The organism is Pseudomonas sp. GW456-12-10-14-LB2, from assembly GCF_002884345.1.
GTDB lineage: Bacteria > Pseudomonadota > Gammaproteobacteria > Pseudomonadales > Pseudomonadaceae > Aquipseudomonas > Aquipseudomonas paraglycinae.
Genome location: NZ_POHV01000006.1, coordinates 63,589 through 87,518, shown reverse-complemented (window position 1 = coordinate 87,518; position 23,930 = coordinate 63,589). Strand labels below are relative to the sequence as shown.

Here is a 23,930-nt window from a genome sequence, read left to right as displayed (position 1 = left end):
TCACATCCGGAACACGCCGAAGCGGCTCGGTTCGATAGGCGCGTTCAACGACGCGGACAAGGCCAGGGCCAGCACATCGCGGGTCTGCGCCGGGTCGATGACACCGTCGTCCCATAGCCGTGCGCTGGAGTAGTAGGGGTGACCCTGCTCTTCATACTGGTCGAGGATCGGCTGTTTGATCTCGCTTTCCTGCTCGGCGCTGAACGCCTGGCCGCTGCGTTCGGCCTGCTCGCGCTTGACCTGGACCAGTACGCCGGCCGCCTGTTCGGCGCCCATCACGCCGATCCGCGCGTTCGGCCACATCCACAGGAAGCGCGGATCGTAGGCCCGCCCGCACATGCCGTAGTTACCGGCGCCGAAGCTGCCGCCGATGATCACGGTGAATTTCGGCACCTTGGCGCACGCCACGGCGGTCACCAGTTTGGCGCCGTGTTTGGCGATGCCGCCGGCCTCATATTTCTGGCCGACCATGAAGCCTGTGATGTTCTGCAGAAACAGCAGCGGAATCCCGCGCTGGCAGGCCAGTTCGATGAAGTGCGCGCCTTTCTGCGCGGCTTCGGCGAACAGGATGCCGTTGTTGGCGAGGATCGCGATCGGGTAGCCATGCAGATGAGCGAAACCGCACACCAGCGTCGTACCGAACAAAGCCTTGAATTCATCGAACACCGAACCGTCGACCAGTCGCGCAATAACTTCGCGCACATCGAACGGCTGCTTGGCGTCCGCCGAAACCACGCCGTACAACTCATCGCTGGCGTACAGCGGCGCAATCGGCGTGCGCTGCTGCACTTCGCCAAGCTTGCGCCAGTTGAGGTTGGCGACGCTGCGGCGGGCGAGGGCGAGGGCGTGCTCATCGCTTTCGGCGTAATGGTCGGCGACCCCGGAAATCCTGCAGTGCACATCGGCCCCGCCGAGATCTTCGGCGCTGACCACTTCACCGGTCGCGGCTTTCACCAAGGGCGGGCCGGCGAGGAAGATCGTCGCCTGATTGCGCACCATGATCGCTTCGTCGGCCATCGCCGGCACGTAAGCGCCGCCGGCGGTGCACGAGCCCATGACCACCGCAATCTGCGGAATGCCCATGGCGCTCATGTTGGCCTGGTTGAAGAAGATCCGCCCGAAGTGCTCGCGATCCGGAAACACTTCGTCCTGACGCGGCAGGTTGGCGCCGCCCGAGTCCACCAGATAAATGCATGGCAGACGGTTTTGCTGGGCGATGGTCTGGGCACGCAGGTGTTTCTTCACGGTCAGCGGGTAGTACGAGCCGCCTTTCACCGTCGCGTCGTTGGCGACGATCATGCATTCGACGCCTTCCACGCGACCGATCCCGGCAATCACGCCAGCGGCCGGCACTTCTTCGCCATACACAGCGTGGGCGGCCAACTGACTGATTTCCAGAAACGGCGAGCCCGGATCGAGCAAGCGGTTGATCCGCTCACGCGGCAGCAGTTTGCCGCGCGAGGTGTGCCGTTCCTGAGCTTTCGCGCCGCCGCCCTGGGCCACTTGGGCGAGCAGAGTGTGCAGGGCGTCGACCTGTTCGAGCATCGCTGCGCTGTTGGCGGCGAACTCCGATGAACGAGGGTTGAGCTGGGTATGCAGGATAGCCATGGACAGCTCCGTTTAGCGGGTTTCGTTGAACAGTTCGCGACCGATCAGCATGCGACGAATCTCACTGGTACCGGCACCGATTTCGTACAGCTTGGCGTCACGTAGCAGACGGCCGGCCGGGAATTCGTTGATGTAGCCGTTACCGCCGAGAATCTGGATCGCGTCCAGAGCCATTTGCGTGGCGCGTTCGGCGGTATAGAGGATCACGCCGGCGGCGTCCTTGCGCGTGGTTTCGTTGCGCTCGCAGGCCTGGGCCACGGCGTAAAGGTAGGCGCGGCTAGCGTTGAGCTGGGTGTACATGTCGGCGACTTTGCCCTGGATCAGCTGGAACTCGCCGATGCTCTGGCCGAACTGCTTGCGGTCATGGATGTACGGCACGATCAGGTCCATGCACGACTGCATGATCCCGGTCGGGCCACCGGACAGCACGACGCGCTCGTAATCGAGGCCACTCATCAGCACTTTCACGCCGCCGTTGAGCACGCCGAGGATGTTTTCCTCCGGTACTTCGACGTCATCGAAGAACAGCTCGCAAGTGTTGGAGCCGCGCATGCCGAGCTTGTCGAACTTGTTGCTGCGGCTGAAGCCTTTCCAGTCACGCTCGACGATGAACGCGGTGATGCCGTGCGGACCTTTTTCCAGGTCGGTCTTGGCGTAGATCACGTAGGTGTTGGCGTCGGGGCCGTTGGTGATCCAGGTCTTGCTGCCGTTGAGCACAAAACGGTCGCCGCGTTTATCGGCGCGCAGTTTCATCGAGACCACGTCGGAACCGGCGTTCGGCTCGCTCATCGCCAGAGCGCCGACGTGCTCGCCGCTGATCAGCTTCGGCAGGTATTTGGTTTTCTGTTCGTGATTGCCGTTGCGGTTGATCTGGTTAACGCAGAGGTTGGAGTGGGCGCCGTAGGACAACGCCACGGAAGCGGAGCCGCGGCTGATTTCTTCCATCGCCACGACGTGCGCCAGGTAACCCAGGCCAGCGCCGCCGTACTCTTCCGGCACGGTGATCCCGAGCAGGCCCATGTCGCCGAACTTGCGCCACAGATCAGCAGGGAACAGGTTGTCGCTGTCGATCTGCGCGGCACGCGGGGCGATCTCCTTGGCGACAAAGGACTGAACCTGATCGCGCAGCATGTCGATGGTTTCGCCGAGGGCAAAGTTCAGGGATGGGTAGCTCATGGGTCACCTTTTGGCTTTTTTGTAGGGTGGGGAGAAGGGCGTTTCAGTTCTCACCTTTACGTTAACGTAAACCTGTGACGAATGGCTGTCAATCACCCTTTACGTTAACGTCAACTTGAGCGAGAGTAGGGCCAGTTCTGAATGGTCGGAGCTGCCGCAGCTCCGTTCCACCACCCACTAATAAAGACAATAGGGGTCGTCATGGATCAACCCAGTGCAAACCCGCAGCGCAGCTACACCCGTGGTTCCCAGGACAAAGCCTTGCTGGCGATGACCATCGGGCAGAGGTTCGACGAGACCGTCGCGCAGTACCCGGACGGCGAGGCGCTGGTGGTGCGCCATCAGCAGCTGCGTTACACCTGGCGGCAACTGGCCGACGCGGTAGACGTGCATGCCAGAGCGCTGCTGGCGTTGGGTTTGCAGACCGGTGACCGACTTGGCATCTGGGCGCCGAACTGCGCGCAGTGGTGCATCGCTCAGTTCGCCACCGCGAAGCTCGGCGTAATCCTGGTCAACATCAACCCGGCCTACCGCAGCTCCGAACTCGAATACGTGCTCAAGCAATCCGGCTGCCAATGGTTGGTCTGCGCCGGGGCGTTCAAGAGCTCCAACTATCACGGCATGTTGCAAGGCTTGCTGCCGGAACTGGCCGAGCAATCCATCGGCGAACTGCGCAGCGAGCGCCTGCCGGAGTTGCGCGGCTTGATCAGCCTCGATCCGCAGCCGCCTTCGGGTTTTCTCCCGTGGTCGCAACTGGCCGATCTGGCCGCCAGTGTCTCGCCAGCACAATTGCGTGAACGCAGCGACAGCCTGCACTTCGATCAGCCCGTCAACATTCAGTACACCTCCGGCACCACCGGTTTCCCCAAGGGCGCGACCCTCAGTCACTACAACATCCTCAACAACGGTTACATGGTCGGCGAAAGCCTCGGCCTGACCGCTGCTGATCGCCTGGTGATCCCGGTGCCGCTGTATCACTGCTTCGGCATGGTCATGGGCAACCTCGGCTGCATCACCCACGGCAGCACGATGATTTATCCCAACGATGCCTTCGATCCACTGCTGACCCTGAGCACCGTCGCCGAAGAAAAAGCTACCGCGCTGTACGGCGTGCCGACCATGTTCATCGCCATGCTCGATCAGCCGCAGCGCGCCGAATTCGACCTGTCGACCCTGCGCACCGGGATCATGGCCGGCGCCACTTGCCCGATCGAAGTGATGCGCCGGGTCATCAACGAAATGCACATGAGCGAAGTGCAGATCGCCTACGGCATGACCGAAACCAGCCCTGTCTCGCTACAGACCGGCCCATCCGACGAACTGGAGCTGCGCGTCACCACCGTCGGCCGCACCCAGCCGCAACTCGAAAGCAAGATCATCGATGAGGCCGGCAATCCGGTGCCACGCGGCACCATCGGCGAGCTGTGCACCCGTGGCTACAGCGTGATGCTCGGCTACTGGAACAACCCGAATGCCACCGCCGAAGCCATCGACGCGGCAGGCTGGATGCACACCGGCGACCTGGCGAGCATGAACGACGAGGGTTATGTGTGCATCGCCGGGCGTAACAAGGACATGATCATCCGTGGCGGCGAGAACATTTACCCGCGTGAACTGGAAGAGTTCTTCTTCACCCACCCGGCGGTGGCGGACGTGCAGGTGATCGGCATTCCATGCTCGCGTTACGGCGAGGAAATCGTCGCCTGGATCAAATTCCACCCCGGCCACAGCGCGACCGAACAAGAGCTGCAAGCGTGGTGCAAGGAGCGCATCGCTCACTTCAAGACGCCGCGTCATTTCAAGTTCGTCGAGGAGTTTCCGATGACGGTGACGGGCAAGATCCAGAAATTCCGGATGCGCGAGATCAGTATCGAGGAGTTACGTAGCAACGAGGGCTGACGATTAGAGCTTTCGAAGCCAGGGCGCGGATCCTGGCTTCGAAAGCGGCGCTTATTGCTTTACTTCTACATTTTCCAACGCCTGATTAACCGCTAACTCCCCCAACATTACCACTTGCACAATGCCCAACAGGGTCTTGCGGTTCGGCCCTTCCAGCAGGCCGGCAAAGTCACCGAGCATGACCGTGGCTGAAGCCAGGGATTCGCAGGCGTTGGCCAGCAAGGACTCCGTGTCGGTTTGCGGGTTGACCATGAACATGTCGTTGGGGGTGTAAGGCGTGGCCATAATCTGGGCTGCGGGGGTCAAGTTATAGTCGAGGGCGCGTTCGGCGGCGTCGTGGAGCTTTCTTGAATCGGGAAATTCGTAGGGGGACACCGGATCTTCTAACGGTGGAATGACGGTCTTGGACATCAGCTGGAACTCCGGAAAAGAGTCGCTTGAGGATTTTTATCGACGGCTGCCAGGCAGTGAGGGGACAAGCCCCTCACCGGGGCGGCAACTACCGCGAGACGTGATGGTTGTCCAGCACACGATTGACCAGCAGCTCACTCAGCATGATGACCTGCTGCAGTATCTGCATCGCCTTGCGCTGCGACGGATCGACGGTGTTGCCGAGATCCCGGGCCATGTCACTGGCCGACGACAGCGTTTCGCACGCTTCGACCAGCAGCGTTTCGTCATCCATCGTTGGATTGACCAGGTAGATCTTGCCCGGCTTGCGCGATGGCTTGGACGTCTTCTGCGCCCCAGGATCGAGGTAATGATTGATCGCCCGCTCGGTGGCCGATTTTATGTTTTCGGCTTCCAGTGCGGCGTCGTAGGGGATTGAATCGGTATCTGGTGGGTTTGGTGTGGCTTTGAACATACGTGTAACTCCTATCGCAGATCTCAAGGAGCCATCACCCACGCTACCAAACGATGGGTGGCGGCCATACGCGGGTTGGTAGACCGGCTGCAATAGGAACCCGGCGCTCACGAATGAGCCCCACGCATGACCACCATAAGACAGAGCCCCCAAAAGGGCCTGCATACGGTGTTGCCATACAGCTATTACAGACGGGCTACCAAACCCGATCACTGTTTTTCAGTGACAGGGAAACGATATAGCCCACCCCATAGCCGCGTAAGCCGGCGGATTCTGGCGTACGCGTAGGCAACGACGCAAGGTGTTGTAGCCCTTATGGCGTAACGGTTCGTGTACTTTAAACGCGCATGCGGCGTCGTGTTTACACACAGCGAAAGCCGTGAACCCACCGTGTTTTTGTTGGGATTACTTGTATGTGGGGCTGGATGTTGAGGCACGGCATCAATTGCCTTATTGAGATCATGCCGAGTAAGCGCTTGCAGGAAGATCGAGATGGGGGGAGTTCCGTCGCGGACAATTTCAGAACGCCAGACAGCACAAAGGGGAGCCGAAGCTCCCCTTTAATTTTGTCGTCGCGTGCTCTTTTTTATTATTGAGGGGCGGTCTGTTGTTGTTTTTGGCAACCGTGGCCCTTTACCGCTGTTTTTTGGCGACCCCCATCCGGGGTCAAGAGCAAACGTATTTTTTTGAGCGCTGATCTGCTTTCTCGTCTAGCGATCCAACCGATTCGGGAGCTACCTGAAGGTAGTTTTATTGTTCTCTGCCCGGTTGCGGGTCATTCCGAGGAATACCCTGAAAAGCACACCTTCTCCAAAAAAATCTGTTAGCTGCGTCTCTGCCGTGTTGTTCTTGTTATGTCAGAGTCGGTACGTCTTATTTTTATTGGTTTGCTGCTTTTTATTCTTGTTATGCCATAGAGATAGCAGAAGCCGTGCCAACTTTTCAAAACCCTTGTAAATCAAGGGCTTGAGATTTTTGAAGGATTTATCCTTCAGGCAAAACCAGACAATTTGTTTCCGTGTTACTCGCTTGTGCCCACGTTTCGCGCTCGGCGGTAACACCATCCCCTCACTGTGCGCTGCGAGCCTTGGCCACGCGCGAACCGGTCGGGCGGCCCAGCACGGAGCTGATCTGCTGGCCGGCGGCAATCAAGGCGTCGAGGTCGATACCGGTCTCGATGCCCAGGCCGTTGAGCAGGTACACCACGTCTTCGGTGGCGACGTTACCGCTGGCGCCCTTGGCGTACGGGCAGCCGCCGAGGCCGGCGATCGAGCTGTCGAACACCGCGATGCCTTCCAGCAGGCTGGCGTAGATGTTGGCCATGGCCTGGCCGTAGGTGTCGTGGAAGTGGCCGGCGAGTTTCTCTCGCGGCACTTGCTTCGACACTACCTCGAACAGCCGGCGAGTGGCGCCAGCGGTGCCGGTGCCGATGGTGTCACCCAGCGACACTTCGTAGCAGCCCATCGCGTACAGCTCGCGGGCGACCATGGCCACTTGTTCCGGGGCGACCTCGCCTTCATAAGGGCAGCCGAGCACGCAGGACACGTAACCGCGCACGGTAACGCCGTGCTGTTTCGCCGATTCCATGATCGGCGCGAACCGCGCCAGGCTTTCGCTGATCGAGCAATTGATGTTGCGCTGCGAAAACGCTTCGGACGCGGCGGCAAACACCGCGACTTCCTTGACCCCGGCGGCCAGCGCATCCTCAAAACCGCGCAGGTTCGGCGCCAGCGCGCCATAGGTCACGCCGGGCTTGCGCTGGATCTGCGCGAACACGTCGGCGGAACCGGCCATCTGTGGCACCCACTTGGGCGAAACGAAACTACCGACTTCTATATAGCCGAGGCCGGCGGCGCTCAAGGCTTCGACCAATTGCACCTTGTCGGCGACGCTGATTGGCTGGGCTTCGTTTTGCAGGCCGTCACGCGGGCCGACTTCGATCAGGCGTACTTGGGAGGGGAGGGACATGGCGTTGACCTGTTGTGGTTGTCGGGAGGCTACTGCGCGACTTGCTGACTCTTGAGCGTCTGCTCCAGCGCCTGCACACAGCGTTCTTCGGCGGTGTCGAGTTCCAGCTTCATCTGTTCGATGTCCAGCAGTTGCTGTTCAAGCTGTGCCCGGCGCTCGCTGATTTTCGCCAGCATGCTGTTGAGTTGTTTGGTGTTACCGCTGGAAGGGTCATAGAGCTCGATCAGTTCACGGCACTCGGCCAGGGAAAAACCGATGCGCTTGCCCCGCAGGATCAGCTTCAGGCTGACCTTGTCGCGTGGCGAATAGATGCGTTCCTGGCCTCGGCGCTCGGGGCTGAGCAGGCCTTGTTCTTCATAGAAGCGGATCGCCCGGGTGGTGATGTCCAGCTCGCGGGCGAGGTCGGAAATGCTATAGGTCTGGCTGCTCATGAAAGCGCTCGAAGAAGGGTCTTGGCGCTAAGCTAATGGCAGGTTGACGTTTACGTCAAGTAGCGGGCGCCTGCAGCTTGTCGAGCTTCTTCTCGTGCGCTGTCACTTGCTGGCACAACTCGATCATCTGCTCGCGCATCCAGCGGTTGGCCGGGTCCTGATCGGTGCTTTCGTGCCAGTACAAATGGGTTTCCACCGGCGGCACATCGTTGACCGGCAGATTGAACGCATGCAGGTCATGGCGGCGGGCGAAACGCTCCGGCACGGTCATCACCATGTCGGTCTGCTGCAACACCTGGGACGCCATCAGATAGTGCTGCGAGCGCAGGGCGATCTTGCGCTGGATGCCCATTTTGCCCAGGGCCAGATCGACGTGGCCCAGGCCACTGCGCCGGCTGGAAATATGAATGTGGGTCAGCGACAGGTAATCGTCGAGTGTGAATTTTTCTTTGGTCGCCAGCGGATGACCCTTGCGCATCGCGCAGACGTAACGGTCTTCCATCAGCTTGACGTGGCGCACCTGCGGGTCAGTGTTGAGCGGCGCATCCACGGCAAAGTCGAGGCGCCCGGCGGCCAGTTCCTTGGTGGTTTCCCGGCGTTTGGACAGAAAGCTTTCGATGATCACCGTCGGCGCCAGACGACGCAGACGCTGGAACAGCGGCGGCAGAATCACAGCCTCAGTCAGGTCGGTCATACTGATACGGTAAGTCTTGACTGCTTGCGAGGGGTTGAAAATGCGGCTTTCCTGAACCGATACCCGCAACAGCGACAGCGCGTTGCGCACCGGGCCGATGATGTTCTGCGCCATGGGCGTCGGCACCATGCCCTGGGCGGTGCGTACGAAGAGCGGGTCGTTGAAGGTCTCGCGCAACCGCGCCAAAGCGTTGGACACCGCTGGCTGGGTAATGCCGACAATCTGCCCGGCGCGGGTCAGGTTGGCTTCGGTGTAGATCGCGTCGAAGACGATGAAAAGGTTGAGGTCGACCTTGCTCAGATTCATTACGCGGCTCTCTTGTTATAGGTGGATGGCGCGGGTCAGGGCGGCCAGGAAAATCAATCAATCATATATCGGTGATGAATGTTTATACACGCCGAGAATAGGCTAGGTAAATTATCAACGCTGTTCTAGCATCGATTGCATGACTTAAACAACCTGCCGAAAAAAGGTAATTGCTCATGGATTTCGCTTATTCGCCCAAGGTGCAAGAACTGCGTGAGCGCGTGACCGCGTTCATGGACACTTACGTTTACCCGGCCGAAGCCGTGTTCGAACGCCAGGTCGCAGAAGGCGATCGCTGGCAGCCGACGGCGATCATGGAAGAACTCAAGGCCAAGGCGAAAGCCGAAGGGCTGTGGAATTTGTTTCTGCCTGAGTCGGAACTGGGCGCCGGCCTGACCAACCTCGAATACGCGCCATTGGCGGAAATCATGGGCCGATCGCTGCTCGGGCCCGAGCCGTTCAACTGCTCGGCACCCGACACCGGCAACATGGAAGTGCTGGTGCGTTACGCCAACGACGAACAGAAACAGCGCTGGCTCGAACCGCTGCTGCGCGGCGAGATCCGCTCGGCGTTCGCCATGACCGAGCCGGACGTTGCGTCCTCCGACGCCACCAACATGGCCGCCCGCGCCGTGCGCGATGGCGACGAGTGGGTCATCAACGGCAAGAAATGGTGGACCTCCGGCGCTTGCGATCCGCGCTGCAAGATCCTGATCTTCATGGGCCTGAGCAATCCCGATGCCCCGCGCCATGCCCAGCACTCGATGATCCTGGTGCCGGTCGACACCCCCGGCGTGAAGATCGTCCGTCCGCTGCCGGTGTTCGGTTACGACGACGCACCCCACGGTCACGCCGAAGTGCTGTTCGACAACGTGCGAGTGCCGTACGAAAACGTCCTGCTCGGTGAAGGACGCGGCTTCGAAATTGCTCAAGGTCGCCTTGGCCCAGGCCGGATTCACCACTGCATGCGTTCGATCGGCATGGCCGAGCGTGCACTGGAACTGATGTGCAAACGTTCGGTGAGCCGTACTGCATTCGGCAAACCGCTGGCGCGTCTGGGCGGTAACGTCGACAAGATCGCCGACTCGCGGATGGAAATCGACATGGCACGCCTGCTGACCCTGAAAGCGGCGTACATGATGGACACCGTGGGTAACAAAGTCGCCAAGAGCGAGATCGCGCAGATCAAAGTCGTGGCGCCGAACGTCGCGTTGCGGGTGATCGACCGGGCGATCCAGATTCATGGCGGGGCAGGGGTGTCGAACGACTTCCCGCTGGCCTACATGTACGCCATGCAACGCACCCTGCGCCTGGCCGACGGCCCGGACGAAGTGCACCGCGCGGCGATCGGCAAGTTCGAGATCGGCAAGTACGTGCCGAAGGAAATGCTGCGTAGCGAGCGCTGATCCAAAAGCGCGTTGTCGTTCATCGCTGGCAAGCCAGCTCCCACAAGTCTGTGGTGTTCACACCGTTTGTGTTCACCGAAGATCCCTGTGGGAGCGGGCTTGCCCGCGAAGGCGTCAGTGGCTGCAACGCATCACCATCAGATTCAGTAAACCCAAACCTCAACCCGCCGATTCTTGATCCGGCCTTCATCCCCGCTGTTGGTCGCCACCGGCATCAGCGCGCCAAACCCGCGCACCTCGCGCAATACCACGCCGTTTTTCACCAGCTCCCTGCGTACCGCCATCGCCCGCAGCTTCGACAGCAAATCCGCCCGTGCCGGGTCGTCCTTGGCGTCGCCGAAGCCCACCAGTGTTACCGCGCGGTCGGTCTTGTCGTGGTGCTTTATATAGTCGAACACCCGGGCCAGATCCTGGCGGGCCTTGTTGTCGAGGCTGGCGCTGCCTTCTTCGAAACGGAAGTTCACCGTCAGACGCTGGGCGTGGCGGCTGAGGGATTGATAACCCTCGGGCATCAGCGCATTCGGCGTGACGGCGATGGCCTGCACGGTCTGGGCGATAAAACCGTTGGCCGCGACAATCGCCTGACCCCGGCGGCTCTGCGCAAACTCCACCAATGCCTTGGCCCACGGATTTTTGCTGTCGGGTGGCAGATAGAAGAACAGTCGACGCGACAGCGGATAGTCTTCGGTGGCGATCAGGCTGGCGAGCGGCAGCATTGCCTGGGATTGCCCGTCGACAATCGCCACGGCTTTGGCCTGACGCACATAGGGCAGGCCGATGAAACCGATGGCCTGCGGATCGCCACTCACGGCGTCGGACAACTGCTCGCTGGATTCAAACCGTTTCGCGGCATTGCTCAGGGATTTCCCACGACGGCTGAGGACAAGTTCCTTGAAGGTGTCGTAGGTGCCGGACTGATCATCCCGCGCATATAAATGAATCGTCCCACCCTTGCCGCCGATGTCTTCCCACGTCTTCGCCTCGCCGCTGAAGATTCGCGCCAGTTGTTCGGTGTTCAATTGATTCAGCGGATTGTCGGGATGACGGATGATCGCCAGGCCATCGATGGCGATGACCTGCTCGGCGTCGGGGCTTTTCAGATCGCCCCGGGCTTGCAGGTTCAGCAGTTCGCTGTCCTTGATCGGGCGCGACGAGGCGGCCAGATCGGCGCTGGCGTTCTTGAGTGCAGTGAAGCCGGTGCTCGAACCGTGGGCGGCGATCTCCACCACGACTCTTTGGCCTTGAGCCGTCAGACCGACGACCCGTTGTTCGTTGGCGGTGTCCGGGGTTTCGCTGTGGACTTTCAACAGTCCCTGATCTTGAAGCAGGCCTTCCACCAGCGCTGGGCCGAGCGCCGCGCCGATGGTGTTGGAACCCTGGATGCGCAATACCGGGCCGTTCTCGGGAATGGGCAACGCCGCAAACCCAACCTGCAGCCAGGCGCTCAGGAGAAAGATGAACAGAACACGCAGGGTCATGCCGGCACCGATTGCAGCCAAGGGGATTGCCGGGGAGATTAAGTCAGTGAGGTTGCTGAAAGATGACAGGGCAGAAGATCACAACCGCTGGCTGTGATCTTCTGCTTCAAGCGGGTCAGCTCAATTCCAGCCAGATCGGCGCATGGTCCGAAGGCTTTTCCATCCCGCGCAGTTCATAGTCGACGCCGGCGGCTTTCACCCGTGGCAGCAAACCGTGGGACGCCAGAATCACATCGATGCGCAGGCCACGTTTCGGCTCGTCTTCAAACCCGCGGCTGCGGTAGTCGAACCAGCTGAACGTGTCGGTCACGTCCGGGTTCAGATGACGGAAACTGTCGGTCAGGCCCCAGTTTTTCAGGCGGGCCATCCACTCGCGCTCTTCCGGCAGGAAGCTGCACTTACCGGTTTTCAGCCAGCGCTTCATGTTGTCCGGGCCGATGCCGATGTCGCTGTCTTCCGGAGAGATGTTGACGTCGCCCATCACCACCAGCGGCTGTTCGTTGTGGAACTGGCTTTCCAGCAGGGCTTGCAGATCGCTGTAGAAGCGCTGCTTGGCCGGGAATTTGGTCGGGTGGTCGCGGCTTTCACCCTGTGGGAAATAGCCGTTCATGATCGTCACCGGCACGCCGTTGGCGTCGGCGAATGTGCCCCAGATAAAGCGCCGCTGCGCGTCTTCTTCATCGGTGGCGAAGCCTTTGTGCACGGCAATCGGTTCCTGGCGCGAGAGCAGGGCGACGCCGTAATGGCCTTTCTGGCCGTGGAAATACACGTGATACCCCAGGGCCCGCACTTCATCCAGCGGGAACTGGTCGTCGTGGACCTTGGTTTCCTGCAGGCCGATGACGTCCGGCTGATGCTTTTCGATCAGCGCCGCCAGCTGATGCGGACGGGCCCGCAGTCCGTTGATGTTGAAGGAAACGATCTTCATGGTCGGCAGTCCTGGCAAAAGGGCGATGCTAGCTGACATGTAGGATCTGGGCCAGCGTGGCGGTAGTCCATATGCGCTGCTAATGTCTTTCGGGTGTGGGAACGATCCCTTCAGCCCAAGGCTCGTATAACAAGAACGGGGCCTGTTGAGTCCCGTCCAGGGAGAATCACCGTCATGCCTGAAACCCAAACCGCCATCGCCGACATTCATATGCTCGACCGCGGCTATTCCCGGGAAGCGCGATCCCTTCTTTATCAGGCTTACCGCCACGAGCCGACCTTCGCTTACCTGTTCGAAGCCGAGCGTCCGGGTTACGAGCAGCGGGTGCGGGCCACGGTGCGGGAGCTGGTCAAACAGCATTTTCTGCAGGATCTGCCGGCCATCGGCCTGTTGGTCAACGACCGCTTGATCGGCATTGCCCTGATCGCGCCGCCGCAACGGCGTCTGGGCGTTACCGAAAGTTGGGCCTGGCGTTTGCGCATGGTGCTGAGCACCGGTTTCCGCTGCACCCGCCGTTATCTGGAGTATCACGCCGCCGTTGAAGCCTGCGTGCCGACCGACTCGGTGCACATGCTGCCGCTGCTCGGCGTGCATCCGCAATTTCAGGGCAAACACTTCGGCGAACAGCTGTTGCAAGCGGTGCACAACTGGTGCGCGGTGGACGAAAGCTCCCAAGGCGTGATCCTCGACACCGGCAACCCGCGTTACCTGGAGTTCTACAAGCGTCAGGGTTACGAGGAAATCGGTGAAGTGGCCGTCGGCCCGGTGCGCGAGCACGTGTTTTTCCACGCCAACCCGCAGGTGTTACAAACTGCAACGGGATGACCGTCGAACTTTTTGGGAAATTTCCTGTTCTATCACGCTCCCAAGCCCGTGATAGCATCCGCGCCTATGAAGTTTCCAGGAAGATTTACCAGTGGCGTGCTCATGCTGTTAACCAGCTGCGCGGCGCTGGCGCAAAGTGAATTGGATGTGCGGATCAAACCGTCCAACGATGAACTGAAAGCCAATATAGAAGGCTATATCGGCAGCCTCGGCGATCGTGACGAAGAAGCCTTGCAGCGCTTCAGTCGCGGCGCCGAAGAACAGGCGCGCAAGGCGGCCCAGGCCTTGGGTTATTACCAGCCGCAGATCGAAAGTGACGTCAAGGGCGGAGAAAAACCGCGTCTGGTGCTGAACATCGATCCCGGCGAGCCGATTCGCCTGCGCAACGTGACCGTGCGTGTTGACGGCCCGGCGGCCTCCCTCAAATCCTTTCGAGTCCCCAAGAGTGACGTGCTCAAGCCCGGCGCGGTGCTCAACCATGGGCGTTATGAAGACGCCAAGCGCCTGATCCAGAACCAGGCGTCGCGCTACGGCTTCTTCAGCGGCCGTTTTACCAGCCAGAAATTGATGGTCGATCCCCGCGCCGGGGTCGCCGACGTCGAATTGATCTACGAAAGCGGCCCGCGTTATGCGCTGGGCAAGGTCAGCTTTGAAGGCGACACCCCGTTCGACGAAGATTTGCTGCAACGCATGGTGCCGTTCAAGGCTGGCGAGCCGTATGACTCCGAGCTGATCGCCGAACTCAACCGCGACCTGCAATCGAGTGGATATTTTGAAGGCGTGCGGGTCGACGCCGCGCCGACCGCCGCGAAAAACGACGTGATCCCGGTGGACGTCAAACTCGACACCCGCAAGCCGCGCACCATGGGCCTGGGTCTCGGTTATTCCACCGACGTTGGCCCGCGAATCAAGGCCAACTGGACCCGCCATTGGGTCAACCCGCAGGGCGACAGTTATGGCTGGGAGGCCGAACTGTCGGCGCCACGGCAAAACGTCGGCCTGTTCTACGACATCCCGCTGGACCCGCCGCTGACCGACAAGCTGCGCTGGGCCGGCGGTTATCAATACGAGGACATCGACGGTTCCGACACCTTGAGCAAGCTGCTGACCTTCGGCCCGGAATGGCACAGCAAATTGCCCAGCGGCTGGCAGCGGGTGATCTCGCTGAAATGGCAGCGCGAGGAATACCAGCTCGGCGACGACTCTGGTCTGAGCACCTTGCTGATGCCCGGCGTCAGCTATTCCTACCTCAAGAGTGACAACCGCATCGACCCGCACAACGGCTATCGCCTGACCTTCGAAAGCAAAGTGGCGAAAGAAGGCCTCGGTTCGGACAACAACCTGCTTTATGGCACGGCGCTGATCAAGGGCCTGACTACCGTGTTCGACAAGCATCGCTTGCTCGGCCGGGTGCAGGTCGGCGGCAGCGCCACCAACGGCTACAAATCGGTGCCGCCGTCGCTGCGCTTCTTCGCCGGTGGCGATCAGAGCGTGCGTGGCTACGACTATCAGAGCCTGTCCCCGGAGAACTCCGAGGGCGACCGCATCGGCGGGCGCTACATGGTGGCCGGCAGCGTCGAGTACCAATATTCGATTGCCGAGAAGTGGCGCGTGGCGACCTTCGTCGATCAGGGCAACTCCTTCAATAAACTCGAACTGCCGAACCTCAAGACCGGGGTCGGTATCGGTGTGCGCTGGGTTTCGCCGGTGGGGCCGATCCGCCTCGACCTGGCCCATGCGCTCGACGACGATGGCGGCATCCGGCTGCACTTTTCCATGGGGCCTGAGCTGTGAAGCGTGGTTTGAAAATATCGGCGCTGGCGCTGTTGTCGCTGGTGCTGCTGATTGTATTGAGCATTACCGCTGTGCTCGGAACGCAGGCCGGCAGCCGTGGGGTGCTGGGTCTGGTGCCGGGTTTGAGCGTCGACAATTTCCAGGGTCGCCTCGGTGGGCAGTGGAGTGCCGATCATCTGCTCTGGCAGCAAGACACCAGCCGCGTCGAGCTGAGCAAGCCGATCTTCGAATGGTCGCCGCTGTGCCTGACGCGCATGACGTTGTGCATCCAACAGCTCAAGGCCGATACCGTCGGCCTGCGATTCCCGCCGAGCGAAGAAGTCACTGAAAGCGGCCCGATCAAACTTCCTGATCTGCAATTGCCAGTGGCCATCGAGCTGGGCGACGTGCAGGTCGGCAGCCTGCTGTTCAACGGCAGTGAAGAGTTGAAAGGCCTGCAACTGGCGGCGCACTGGACCGCCAAGGGCATGCAGATCGACAGCGTGAAACTGCAACGCGACGAGTTGAGCCTGAACCTGTCCGGCCTGTTGCAACCGACCGGCAACTGGCCGCTGAACATCACCGGTGATCTGACCTTGCCGTCGCCGGCACCCGAACCGTGGACGCTGGCGCTGAAAGTCGACGGCGACCTGCTGAAAACCCTCAACCTGCACGCCGACAGCCGTGGCTACCTCGACGGCCAGTTGAGCGGCGAGCTGCAACCGCTGGTAGAAGACCTGCCGGCCAAGGTGCGGATCACCTCGGAGGCGTTCAAGCCGAGCGCCGATCTGCCGGAAACCCTGCAATTCAATCAGTTGGTATTGACCGGCGAAGGCGACCTGAAGAACGCTTACCAATTGCTCGGCAATGCGACACTGCCTGCTGAAAAAGGCCCGGTGGCGTTGCTGCTCAAAGGCAAGGTCGACGCCAAAGGCGCGCAGATTGCCGGCCTCGACCTGACAGCCAACGATAAGCAAAGCCTGAAGCTCACCGGCAACGTCGACTGGAGCAAAGGCCTCAGCGCCCAAGCCAATATCAACTGGCTGGATTTTCCCTGGCACCGGCTCTATCCGGAGATCGACGAGCCGCAGGTCACGTTGCGTACCTTCACCGGCGAAGTCTCCTACACCGACGGTCAGTACCTCGGTAACTTTGCCGCCGCTGCAGATGGGCCGGCGGGAGCGTTCACCCTGAGCAGTCCGTTCAGCGGCAATCTCAAGCAGATTTTCCTGCCACAACTGAAACTCGAAGCCGGGCAGGGCAAGGCCGAAGGCCATGTGGACGTGCAGTTCGCCGATGGCATTGCCTGGGATACCGCGCTGGAGTTGTCGGCGCTCAACCCGGCGTACTGGGTTGCGGAGTTGCCGGGCACCCTGGCCGGCCCGTTGAAAAGCAAAGGCGAAATGAAGAACGAGCGCCTGAGCCTGAATGCCGATCTCGATCTGAAAGGCAAGCTACGCGGGCAACCGGCGATCCTGCAAGCCAAGGCTGACGGCGCTGGCGAGCAGTGGAATCTGAATACTCTGCAAATCCGTCTCGGCGACAACAGCATCAACGGCAAGGGCAGCCTGCAACAGAAGCTCAACGGGCAGATCGACATCAAACTGGCGCGTCTGGCCCAGCTCTGGCCGCAACTGCGCGGGCAGATCAACGGTCGGGTCGATGTCGCCGGTACGCTCAAGGCGCCGCAGGGCAAGCTCGGCCTGCAAGGTTCGCAACTGGCGTTCCAGGACAACCGCCTGCAAAGTCTCAACCTCGATGCCACCCTCGACAGCGCGCAACGGGCGAAAATCGATCTGAAGGGCAGCGGCATCCAGGCCGGCGACACGTCGCTGGGCACCCTGACCGCCAGCGCCCAGGGCGATATCAAAAACCAGAAACTCAACCTCGACCTGCTCGGGCCGAAGCTCAAACTGGCGTTGGGTCTGGACGGCAATCTGGACAAGGGCAACTGGCGCGGGCGTCTGGCCAGCGGCGACATTCAGGCCGGCGGCCAAGACTGGAAGCTGCAAAACCCGGCCAAACTCGAACGTCTGGCCGACGGCAAGATCAACTTTGGCGCCCATTGCTGGATGTCCGGCAATGCCAGCCTGTGCGGTGAAGATCAACGCCTTATGCCGGAGCCGAAGCTGCGTTATCACCTCAAGCAGTTCCCGATCGAAAGCCTGGCGCAGTGGTTGCCGAAGGATTTCGCCTGGCAGGGCAAGCTCAACGCCGACCTGCAACTGGACCTGCCGGCCAGCGGCCCGAACGGCCAGATCAGCGTTGACGCCAGCGGCGGCACCTTGCGCATGAAGGAAAAGGATCAGTGGGTCGACTTCCCGTACCAGACCCTCAAGCTCACCAGCAAACTCACGCCGAAACGCATCGACACTGATCTCAACTTCGTCGGCGGCAAGCTCGGTGAGCTGATGGTGCAGGCGCAGCTCAACCCGCTGCCGAAGAACAAACCGCTCAGCGGTACATTCCGCCTCAGCGGACTGGATCTGTCGGTGGCGCGGCCGTTTGTGCCGATGGTCGAGAAACTCACCGGGCGGCTGAACGGCAGCGGCACGATTTCCGGCGGGCTGCTCGCGCCGCTGGTCAACGGCACCGTGCAGCTTAGCGACGGCGAAGTGTCCGGGCCGGAGTTGCCGATCGAGCTGCAAGCGTTGCAACTGCAAGCGGTGATCGCCGGTGAAGCCGTGCAATTGAACGGCGGCTGGAAAAGCGGCAAGAGCGGGCAGGGCAGTCTGAACGGCAACATCGCCTGGGGTCAGGCGCTGGTGGTGGATCTGGCGCTCAAGGGCACGCAATTGCCGGTCACGGTCGAGCCCTACGCGAAACTGGAAGTAGCGCCGGACCTGAAGATTTCCATGGCCGGCGATGAGCTGGCGATTGCCGGCAAGGTGCTGGTACCGAAAGGCGAAATCACCGTGCGCGAACTGCCGCCATCGACGGTGAAAGTCTCCGATGACACGATCATCGTCGGCGCGCAGACCGAAGAGGGCAAGCCGCCGCTGGCGATGAAAATGGACATCGACGTGGTGGTCGGCCAGGACAAGTTGAGCTTCGCCGGGTTCGGCCTGACCGCCAACCTGCAAGGCCAGGTGCACATCGGCGACAACATGGACACCCGTGGCGAGCTGTGGCTCAACGACGGACGCTACCGCGCTTATGGTCAGCGCCTGACGGTGCGTCGCGCGCGTCTGCTGTTTGCCGGCCCGATCGATCAGCCATATCTGGACATCGAAGCGATTCGCCAGACCGATGATGTGATCGCCGGTATCCGCCTGAGCGGCAGCGCCGAGCAGCCGACGACACAGATCTTCTCGGAACCGGCCATGAGCCAGGAACAAGCGCTGTCTTATCTGGTGCTGGGGCGTCCGCTGAGCACCACCGGCGAGGACAACAACATGCTCGCGCAGGCGGCGCTCGGTCTGGGTCTGATGGGCAGTTCCGGGGTCACCAGCAGTCTGGCCAGTGATTTGGGCATTCAGGACTTCCAGCTCGACACCCAGGGCAGCGGCAACACCACCAGCGTGGTGGCCAGCGGCAACATCTCGGAAAAACTCAGCCTGCGTTACGGCGTCGGCGTGTTCGAGCCGGCCAACACCATCGCCTTGCGCTACAAGCTGAGCAAGAAGGTCTACCTCGAAGCCGCCAGCGGCGTGGCCAGTTCGCTGGACATCTTCTACAAGCGGGATTTCTAGCCCGCGTTCCCCCTGGCCGGATCGTGTCACCACGATCCGGCTTTTTTCTGGATGTATTAGACTGACCGCAGCTTGAAGGGCGCCGTTTGCGGCTGCCCGAAACGCCCCGGGGGCGCCAATGGTTCGTTTGAGTATGGTCTTGCTCGGTCACGATTTTGTACGCCGGCGCTGGTCAGCCCTGGCATTGACCGGCGTTGTCTGGGGCGCGGCCGGAGTGGCCATCTTCATCGATGCGCTGGACGGCGTTCTGTATTTTCCGCTGCATGTGTTCGGCTATCTGTTGTTGCTCGAAGCCCTGATCATTCTGCTGGTGCCGGCCCCGAAAACCGGTACAGCGGCGGTTTTGCGCAAGGCTCGCGGTCTGGCGTTTCTGCTGCTGGGGCTGCTGATCGTCGACCGACAGCATGCTGCCGGTGTGATTCTCGCGGTGCTGTTCGGTGCGGCTTTTCTGCTCGATGGCGGTTTTCGACTGGCGGCTGCGGTGGTGGTGCGCTTTGTCGGTTGGCGAATGTCACTGCTGGTGGCGCTGTTCGAGATCGGCTTTGGCGTGTTCATCCTCGAACCGTATCCGAGCCTCTATAAGGGGACGGTGCCGTTCTGCATCGGCATGAGCATCTTTCTTTCGGGCTGTGCCTTGTTGCAGCAGGCATGGCGGTTCAAGAACAGACCGTCGCCGGTGACGCCTTCCCCGGTCCATGCCCCTGCATGCAACAGCGCAATGGTGATCCATGTCTGGACACCCAGCGGCACGGTTGAAGACACCCTGGTGCGCAACCGCTTCCTCAATCGTTATATCGCGGCGGTCGATATCAACGGCGTCATCTCTGCCGGCCACGCGGCACTGGAATGCGGGCCGGACATTTACATCAGCCATTACCCGCTGGACGATATCGATCGCTCGGCGGGGGATTTCGTGCGGTTGCTGCGAGCTACGCCGAACAACGACGTGGTGGGGCGGTTTCTGCCGGACTATGCGAGCGAAGAGGCCGACTGGTGCCCGTCGTCGGTTCAGGTCAGCTTCGCGCACTACGACGCCGCGCGGCTTCAGGCGTTCTGGGCGGCCTATCGACAGACCACCACCTACAACCTCACCAGCCGCAACTGTTCGAGTGCCGTTGCGCACAGCCTTGAGGCAGCCCTTGAAGGCGCGATGAACCGGAGGCATTCGAGCATGCTGGATTTCGCCCGGGTCATCATCAGTCCCGAATTCTGGGTCGCGGCCCAAGTGCGCAAGCGCGCCGAGGCCATGGCCTGGACACCGGGCCTGGTGCTTGATTATGCGCGGGCGTTGCATGCCGCCATCGAGCCGGCACCGCCGGGCTGGCACGGCATTTACGCGGGAGCCAGGCGCGCCTGCGGTTATGTGGCAACTGCGTTGCGTGGGCGTGAAGTCCATCCCCTTCAGCCACCACCGATGAATCATCCCTCCGACAAATCCTGACGGGCTCTGCACCGAGTTGCTGCCATCGCGAGCAGGCTCGCCCCACATTGATCCGTGTATGCGTGAGATCCCCTGCGGGAGCGAGCCCGCTCGCGATGGCGTCTGCATGGACAACAGAAAACCCAGCCCACTGGTCAACTAATTACAAAGCAACCTAACTATTACGTTGACATTCGCTGCCTAGGCAGTAACATCTCGACATACATTCACTGCCTAGGCAGTTATTAGGTGAGCACATGAAGCATTTCACCCCCGACGAATTCCAGCATTGCCATCTCGGCCTGTTGCTCGGCCGTGCCGCCTTGCTCAAGGACAAGATCATCGACACCCACATGGAACCCCACGGCATCACCGCCGCGCAGTTCAAGGTGTTGATCATCATGGCCCAGTTCGGCGTCGACACCCCGGCCGAGCTGTGCCGGCATCTGTCGCTGGACAGCGGTTCGATGACTCGCATGCTCGACCGTCTGGAGCAGAAAGGTTTCCTGGTTCGCCAACGGAGCGAAGGCGATCGCCGTCAGGTGCAACTCAAACTCACCGAGCAGGGCCAGCAACTGGCCGATCGCCTGCCGCACATCGGCGCCGACGCCATGAATGAACTGGCCGGCGCCGTGACCCCGGACGAGTTGAAAACCCTGGAATACATCCTCAAGAAAATTTTGCTGGCAGCCGGTGACCCGATCACCATCCAGCGGTTAGGTGAACACAATGAGCGGTAAAACCTTGCGCAGCAGCCTGACACTGGTGCTGTCGGCGATGATCCTCGCCGGTTGCGCCAACTACAGTGGCCTCGATACCCAGGGTACCAGCCTCGATGCGAAAACCCTGCAGACCGGGCAATCGCTCAACGGCGTCACCCTGTCCCAGGCCGCGTGGCCGAAGAGCGACTGGTGGACCAGCCTCGGCGATCCGCAGCTCGACGGTCTGATCCGCGAAGCCCTGAAAGACAGCCCGGACATGCAGATCGCCGACGCCCGCGCCCATCAGGCCAGCGCCGCCGCGTACGCCGCCGATGCCGAGCGTTATCCGACCCTCGACGCCAGCGCCGGCATCAGCCGTTCGCGTCTGGCCCGGGATCAGGATCCGCTGGGGCAGGGCGGGGCTTACTCCACCGTGCGCAACATCAGCGCCGGCTTCAATTACAACTTCGACCTGTGGGGCGGTCAGCGTGACGCCTGGGAAGCCGCACTCGGTCAGGCCCGCGCCGCCGAAGTCGACCGTCAGGCCGCGCAACTGACCCTCGCCGCCGACGTGGCCCGGGCCTACAGCGATCTCGGTCAGGCGCACATCGTTTATGACCTGGCCAACGAAGACCTCAAACGCACCAAACAGATGCTCGACCTGAGCCAGCGCCGCCTGAGTTCCGGGATCGACAGCCAGTACCAGTTCCAGCAGACCCAAAGCCTGGAAGCCAGCTCCGAAGCCAGCCTGATCGACGCTGAAAAGCGCCTGAACAGCGCCAAAATCGCCCTGGCCGTATTGCTCGGCAAAGGCCCGGATCGCGGTAACGAAATCGCTCGGCCGAAAGTCCTGCAAGCCAGCGCTGTCGCACTGCCATCGGTGCTTCCCGCCGAACTGCTGGGCCGTCGCCCGGATCTGGTCGCCGCGCGCTGGCGTGTCGAGGCGGCGAGCAAGGACATCGATTCGGCCAAGACCCGCTTCTATCCCAACTTGAACCTGTCGGCTTCGGCCGGTGCCGAATCCTTGTTGGGGGACGCGATGTTCGGTTCCGCCAGTCGCTTCTTCAACATTGCCCCGACGATTTCGGTGCCGATCTTCGATGGCGGACGCCTGCGCGCCAACCTCGATGCCCGTGACGCCGATTACGACCTCGCCGTGGCGCAGTACAACAAAAGCCTGGTGAAAGCCCTGGGCGATGTCAGCGACACGATCAACCAGTTGCGCGACATCGGCCGGCAGATCGGCGCCCAGCAGCACGCGACCGAGATTGCCCAGGACTCTTACAACACCGTCGTCCAGCGTTACGGTTCCGGCATCGGCAACTACCTGGACGTGCTCAGCATCGAGCAGCAATTGCTGCAGGCCCAGCGTCAGCTGGCCAACCTGAATGCCGAGCAGATCGACCTGTCGATTCAACTGATGCAAGCGCTGGGCGGCGGCTTCCAGGGGCAAACCCTGACCGCAGCCAACGCCACCCCAGCCACGCCGCACAACTAATTCAAGGTACTTGTCATGGCCACTGCCGAAAACACACAAGCTCAAGACAACGCCCAGGACACTGGCAATCCGCGCAAACGCAAAGTGATGCTGCTGGTGCTGGCCGTTGTGGTTGCCCTCGCCGGTGCCGGTGTCTGGGCGTATCACGAATTCATCGGGCGCTGGAGCGAAAGCACCGACGACGCCTACGTCAACGGCAACGTGGTGGAAATCACCCCGCTGGTGACCGGCACCGTGGTCAGCATCGGTGCCGACGATGGCGATCTGGTGCATGAAGGCCAGGTGCTGATCAACTTCGACCCGAACGACGCCGAAGTCGGCCTGCAAAGTGCCAAGGCCAATCTGGCCCGCACCGTGCGTCAGGTCCGCGGCCTGTACAGCAACGTCGACGGCATGAAGGCCCAGGTCAACGCGCAACAGGCCGAAGTGCAGAAAGCCCAGGACAACTTCAACCGGCGGAAAAACCTCGCGGCCGGCGGGGCGATTTCCCAGGAAGAACTGTCCCACGCCCGCGATGACCTGACCTCGGCGCAGAACGCCCTGGCCAACGCCAAACAGCAACTGAAAACCACCAGCGCGCTGGTCGATGACACCGTGGTCTCGTCGCATCCCGATGTGATGGCCGCCGCTGCGCAACTGCGCCAGGCCTACCTGACCAATGCTCGCAGCACGCTGATTGCACCGGTCACCGGTTACGTCGCCAAGCGCACCGTGCAACTCGGCCAGCGTGTGCAGCCGGGCACCGCGCTGATGGCGGTGATTCCGCTGGATCAGCTGTGGATCGACGCCAACTTCAAGGAAACCCAGCTGCGTGACATGCGCATCGGCCAACCGGTGGAGATCGAGTCGGACATCTACGGCAGCGACGTGAAGTTCAGCGGCACCGTCGACAGCCTCGGCGCAGGCACCGGCAGCGCGTTCGCCCTGTTGCCGGCGCAGAACGCCACCGGTAACTGGATCAAGATCGTGCAGCGTGTGCCGGTACGGATTCACGTCAACGCCGAAGAGCTGGCCAAACACCCGCTGCGCGTCGGTCTGTCGACCAATGTCGAGGTCAACCTGCACGACCAGAGCGGTCCGGTACTGGCCCAGCAGCCGCCGCAAAAGGCCTCGTTCAGCACCAACGTCTACGACCGCCAACTGGCCGAAGCCGACGCGATGATCACCCAGTTGATCCACGACAACAGCGCGGCGGTCAGCAAGACCGCGCAACGCTGACCTCTTTCCCCTGTGGGAGCGAGCTTGCTCCCACAAAGGGCAGC

General features: G+C 61.3%; 18 protein-coding genes. 9 read left to right on the top strand and 9 right to left on the bottom strand.

Annotated features, from left to right (window positions below):
- Both C1X29_RS05610 and C1X29_RS05605 read right to left on the bottom strand, forming a co-directional pair.
- Entirely contained in the window at positions 1 to 1,608 is a 1,608-nt protein-coding gene (locus C1X29_RS05610) for a carboxyl transferase domain-containing protein (protein ID WP_102717023.1), read from the bottom strand.
- 12 nt (positions 1,609 to 1,620) lie between these two features.
- Complete coding sequence (locus C1X29_RS05605; protein WP_064597789.1) at positions 1,621 to 2,784, bottom strand: isovaleryl-CoA dehydrogenase; 1,164 nt, start codon at positions 2,782 to 2,784, stop codon at positions 1,621 to 1,623.
- Between the two features lie 201 nt (positions 2,785 to 2,985).
- On the opposite strand from C1X29_RS05605, the gene C1X29_RS05600 reads away from it, so the two are divergent.
- Positions 2,986 to 4,683, top strand: a complete 1,698-nt coding sequence (locus C1X29_RS05600) for an AMP-binding protein (protein WP_102717022.1) — start codon at positions 2,986 to 2,988, stop codon at positions 4,681 to 4,683.
- A 51-nt stretch (positions 4,684 to 4,734) separates the two neighbouring features.
- Here the strand turns inward: C1X29_RS05600 and C1X29_RS05595 are convergent, their stop codons facing one another.
- The 5 genes from C1X29_RS05595 to C1X29_RS05575 all read right to left on the bottom strand — a co-directional run bounded on the left by C1X29_RS05595 (position 4,735) and on the right by C1X29_RS05575 (position 8,947).
- Positions 4,735 to 5,094 carry a DUF6124 family protein gene (locus C1X29_RS05595; protein ID WP_102687162.1) on the bottom strand — a complete coding sequence of 120 codons (360 nt, stop codon included), beginning with the start codon at positions 5,092 to 5,094 and terminating at the stop codon, positions 4,735 to 4,737.
- An 88-nt stretch (positions 5,095 to 5,182) separates the two neighbouring features.
- Positions 5,183 to 5,548: a DUF6124 family protein gene (locus C1X29_RS05590; RefSeq protein ID WP_102687163.1), complete on the bottom strand. Its 366-nt coding sequence runs from the start codon at positions 5,546 to 5,548 to the stop codon at positions 5,183 to 5,185.
- Positions 5,549 to 6,616: 1,068 nt separating this feature from the next.
- Entirely contained in the window at positions 6,617 to 7,516 is a 900-nt protein-coding gene (locus C1X29_RS05585; RefSeq protein ID WP_102717021.1) for a hydroxymethylglutaryl-CoA lyase, read from the bottom strand.
- 29 nt (positions 7,517 to 7,545) lie between these two features.
- Positions 7,546 to 7,947: a MerR family DNA-binding transcriptional regulator gene (locus C1X29_RS05580; RefSeq protein ID WP_039767497.1), complete on the bottom strand. Its 402-nt coding sequence runs from the start codon at positions 7,945 to 7,947 to the stop codon at positions 7,546 to 7,548.
- A 55-nt stretch (positions 7,948 to 8,002) separates the two neighbouring features.
- Positions 8,003 to 8,947, bottom strand: coding sequence for a LysR family transcriptional regulator (locus C1X29_RS05575; RefSeq protein ID WP_011334997.1), 945 nt, complete (start codon positions 8,945 to 8,947; stop codon positions 8,003 to 8,005).
- Positions 8,948 to 9,123: 176 nt separating this feature from the next.
- Here C1X29_RS05575 and C1X29_RS05570 point away from each other — a divergent pair, with 176 nt between their 5' ends.
- Complete coding sequence (locus C1X29_RS05570) at positions 9,124 to 10,353, top strand: acyl-CoA dehydrogenase (RefSeq protein WP_102717020.1); 1,230 nt, start codon at positions 9,124 to 9,126, stop codon at positions 10,351 to 10,353.
- Positions 10,354 to 10,496: 143 nt separating this feature from the next.
- On the opposite strand, the gene C1X29_RS05565 is transcribed toward C1X29_RS05570, so the two are convergent.
- Together C1X29_RS05565 and xthA are read right to left on the bottom strand one after the other, a co-directional pair.
- Positions 10,497 to 11,831 carry a substrate-binding domain-containing protein gene (locus C1X29_RS05565; RefSeq protein WP_102717019.1) on the bottom strand — a complete coding sequence of 445 codons (1,335 nt, stop codon included), beginning with the start codon at positions 11,829 to 11,831 and terminating at the stop codon, positions 10,497 to 10,499.
- Between the two features lie 115 nt (positions 11,832 to 11,946).
- Positions 11,947 to 12,759 (bottom strand): exodeoxyribonuclease III, encoded by an 813-nt coding sequence (gene xthA / locus C1X29_RS05560; protein ID WP_085612688.1) that lies wholly within the window; start codon positions 12,757 to 12,759, stop codon positions 11,947 to 11,949.
- A 174-nt stretch (positions 12,760 to 12,933) separates the two neighbouring features.
- Here xthA and C1X29_RS05555 point away from each other — a divergent pair, with 174 nt between their 5' ends.
- The 7 genes from C1X29_RS05555 to C1X29_RS05525 all read left to right on the top strand — a co-directional run bounded on the left by C1X29_RS05555 (position 12,934) and on the right by C1X29_RS05525 (position 23,886).
- Positions 12,934 to 13,584, top strand: a complete 651-nt coding sequence (locus C1X29_RS05555) for an N-acetyltransferase (RefSeq protein WP_007951503.1) — start codon at positions 12,934 to 12,936, stop codon at positions 13,582 to 13,584.
- A 66-nt stretch (positions 13,585 to 13,650) separates the two neighbouring features.
- Positions 13,651 to 15,378, top strand: coding sequence for an autotransporter assembly complex family protein (locus C1X29_RS05550; protein ID WP_064597778.1), 1,728 nt, complete (start codon positions 13,651 to 13,653; stop codon positions 15,376 to 15,378).
- Positions 15,375 to 19,049, top strand: coding sequence for a translocation/assembly module TamB domain-containing protein (locus tag C1X29_RS05545; protein ID WP_102717018.1), 3,675 nt, complete (start codon positions 15,375 to 15,377; stop codon positions 19,047 to 19,049). The genes C1X29_RS05550 and C1X29_RS05545 overlap by 4 nt, the downstream gene beginning before the upstream one ends.
- A 118-nt stretch (positions 19,050 to 19,167) precedes the next feature.
- Positions 19,168 to 20,490 (top strand): DUF308 domain-containing protein, encoded by a 1,323-nt coding sequence (locus tag C1X29_RS05540; protein ID WP_102717017.1) that lies wholly within the window; start codon positions 19,168 to 19,170, stop codon positions 20,488 to 20,490.
- A gap of 236 nt (positions 20,491 to 20,726) precedes the next feature.
- Positions 20,727 to 21,209, top strand: a complete 483-nt coding sequence (locus C1X29_RS05535) for a MarR family winged helix-turn-helix transcriptional regulator (RefSeq protein WP_011334990.1) — start codon at positions 20,727 to 20,729, stop codon at positions 21,207 to 21,209.
- Complete coding sequence (locus tag C1X29_RS05530; protein WP_102687171.1) at positions 21,199 to 22,668, top strand: efflux transporter outer membrane subunit; 1,470 nt, start codon at positions 21,199 to 21,201, stop codon at positions 22,666 to 22,668. Before C1X29_RS05535 ends, C1X29_RS05530 begins: the two co-directional genes overlap by 11 nt.
- A 15-nt stretch (positions 22,669 to 22,683) precedes the next feature.
- Positions 22,684 to 23,886, top strand: a complete 1,203-nt coding sequence (locus C1X29_RS05525; RefSeq protein WP_085745958.1) for an efflux RND transporter periplasmic adaptor subunit — start codon at positions 22,684 to 22,686, stop codon at positions 23,884 to 23,886.
- Positions 23,887 to 23,930: the final 44 nt, after the last annotated feature.

Excerpts from the sequence above, each read along its gene's own strand:
- C1X29_RS05610 (WP_102717023.1), bottom strand. The coding sequence starts at position 1,608 with ATGGCTATCCTGCATACCCAGCTCAACCCTCGTTCATCGGAGTTCGCC.
- C1X29_RS05605 (WP_064597789.1), bottom strand. The coding sequence starts at position 2,784 with ATGAGCTACCCATCCCTGAACTTTGCCCTCGGCGAAACCATCGACATG.
- C1X29_RS05600 (WP_102717022.1), top strand. The coding sequence starts at position 2,986 with ATGGATCAACCCAGTGCAAACCCGCAGCGCAGCTACACCCGTGGTTCC.
- C1X29_RS05595 (WP_102687162.1), bottom strand. The coding sequence starts at position 5,094 with ATGTCCAAGACCGTCATTCCACCGTTAGAAGATCCGGTGTCCCCCTAC.
- C1X29_RS05590 (WP_102687163.1), bottom strand. The coding sequence starts at position 5,548 with ATGTTCAAAGCCACACCAAACCCACCAGATACCGATTCAATCCCCTAC.
- C1X29_RS05585 (WP_102717021.1), bottom strand. The coding sequence starts at position 7,516 with ATGTCCCTCCCCTCCCAAGTACGCCTGATCGAAGTCGGCCCGCGTGAC.
- C1X29_RS05580 (WP_039767497.1), bottom strand. The coding sequence starts at position 7,947 with ATGAGCAGCCAGACCTATAGCATTTCCGACCTCGCCCGCGAGCTGGAC.
- C1X29_RS05575 (WP_011334997.1), bottom strand. The coding sequence starts at position 8,947 with ATGAATCTGAGCAAGGTCGACCTCAACCTTTTCATCGTCTTCGACGCG.
- C1X29_RS05570 (WP_102717020.1), top strand. The coding sequence starts at position 9,124 with ATGGATTTCGCTTATTCGCCCAAGGTGCAAGAACTGCGTGAGCGCGTG.
- C1X29_RS05565 (WP_102717019.1), bottom strand. The coding sequence starts at position 11,831 with ATGACCCTGCGTGTTCTGTTCATCTTTCTCCTGAGCGCCTGGCTGCAG.
- xthA (WP_085612688.1), bottom strand. The coding sequence starts at position 12,759 with ATGAAGATCGTTTCCTTCAACATCAACGGACTGCGGGCCCGTCCGCAT.
- C1X29_RS05555 (WP_007951503.1), top strand. The coding sequence starts at position 12,934 with ATGCCTGAAACCCAAACCGCCATCGCCGACATTCATATGCTCGACCGC.
- C1X29_RS05550 (WP_064597778.1), top strand. The coding sequence starts at position 13,651 with ATGAAGTTTCCAGGAAGATTTACCAGTGGCGTGCTCATGCTGTTAACC.
- C1X29_RS05540 (WP_102717017.1), top strand. The coding sequence starts at position 19,168 with ATGGTTCGTTTGAGTATGGTCTTGCTCGGTCACGATTTTGTACGCCGG.
- C1X29_RS05535 (WP_011334990.1), top strand. The coding sequence starts at position 20,727 with ATGAAGCATTTCACCCCCGACGAATTCCAGCATTGCCATCTCGGCCTG.
- C1X29_RS05530 (WP_102687171.1), top strand. The coding sequence starts at position 21,199 with ATGAGCGGTAAAACCTTGCGCAGCAGCCTGACACTGGTGCTGTCGGCG.
- C1X29_RS05525 (WP_085745958.1), top strand. The coding sequence starts at position 22,684 with ATGGCCACTGCCGAAAACACACAAGCTCAAGACAACGCCCAGGACACT.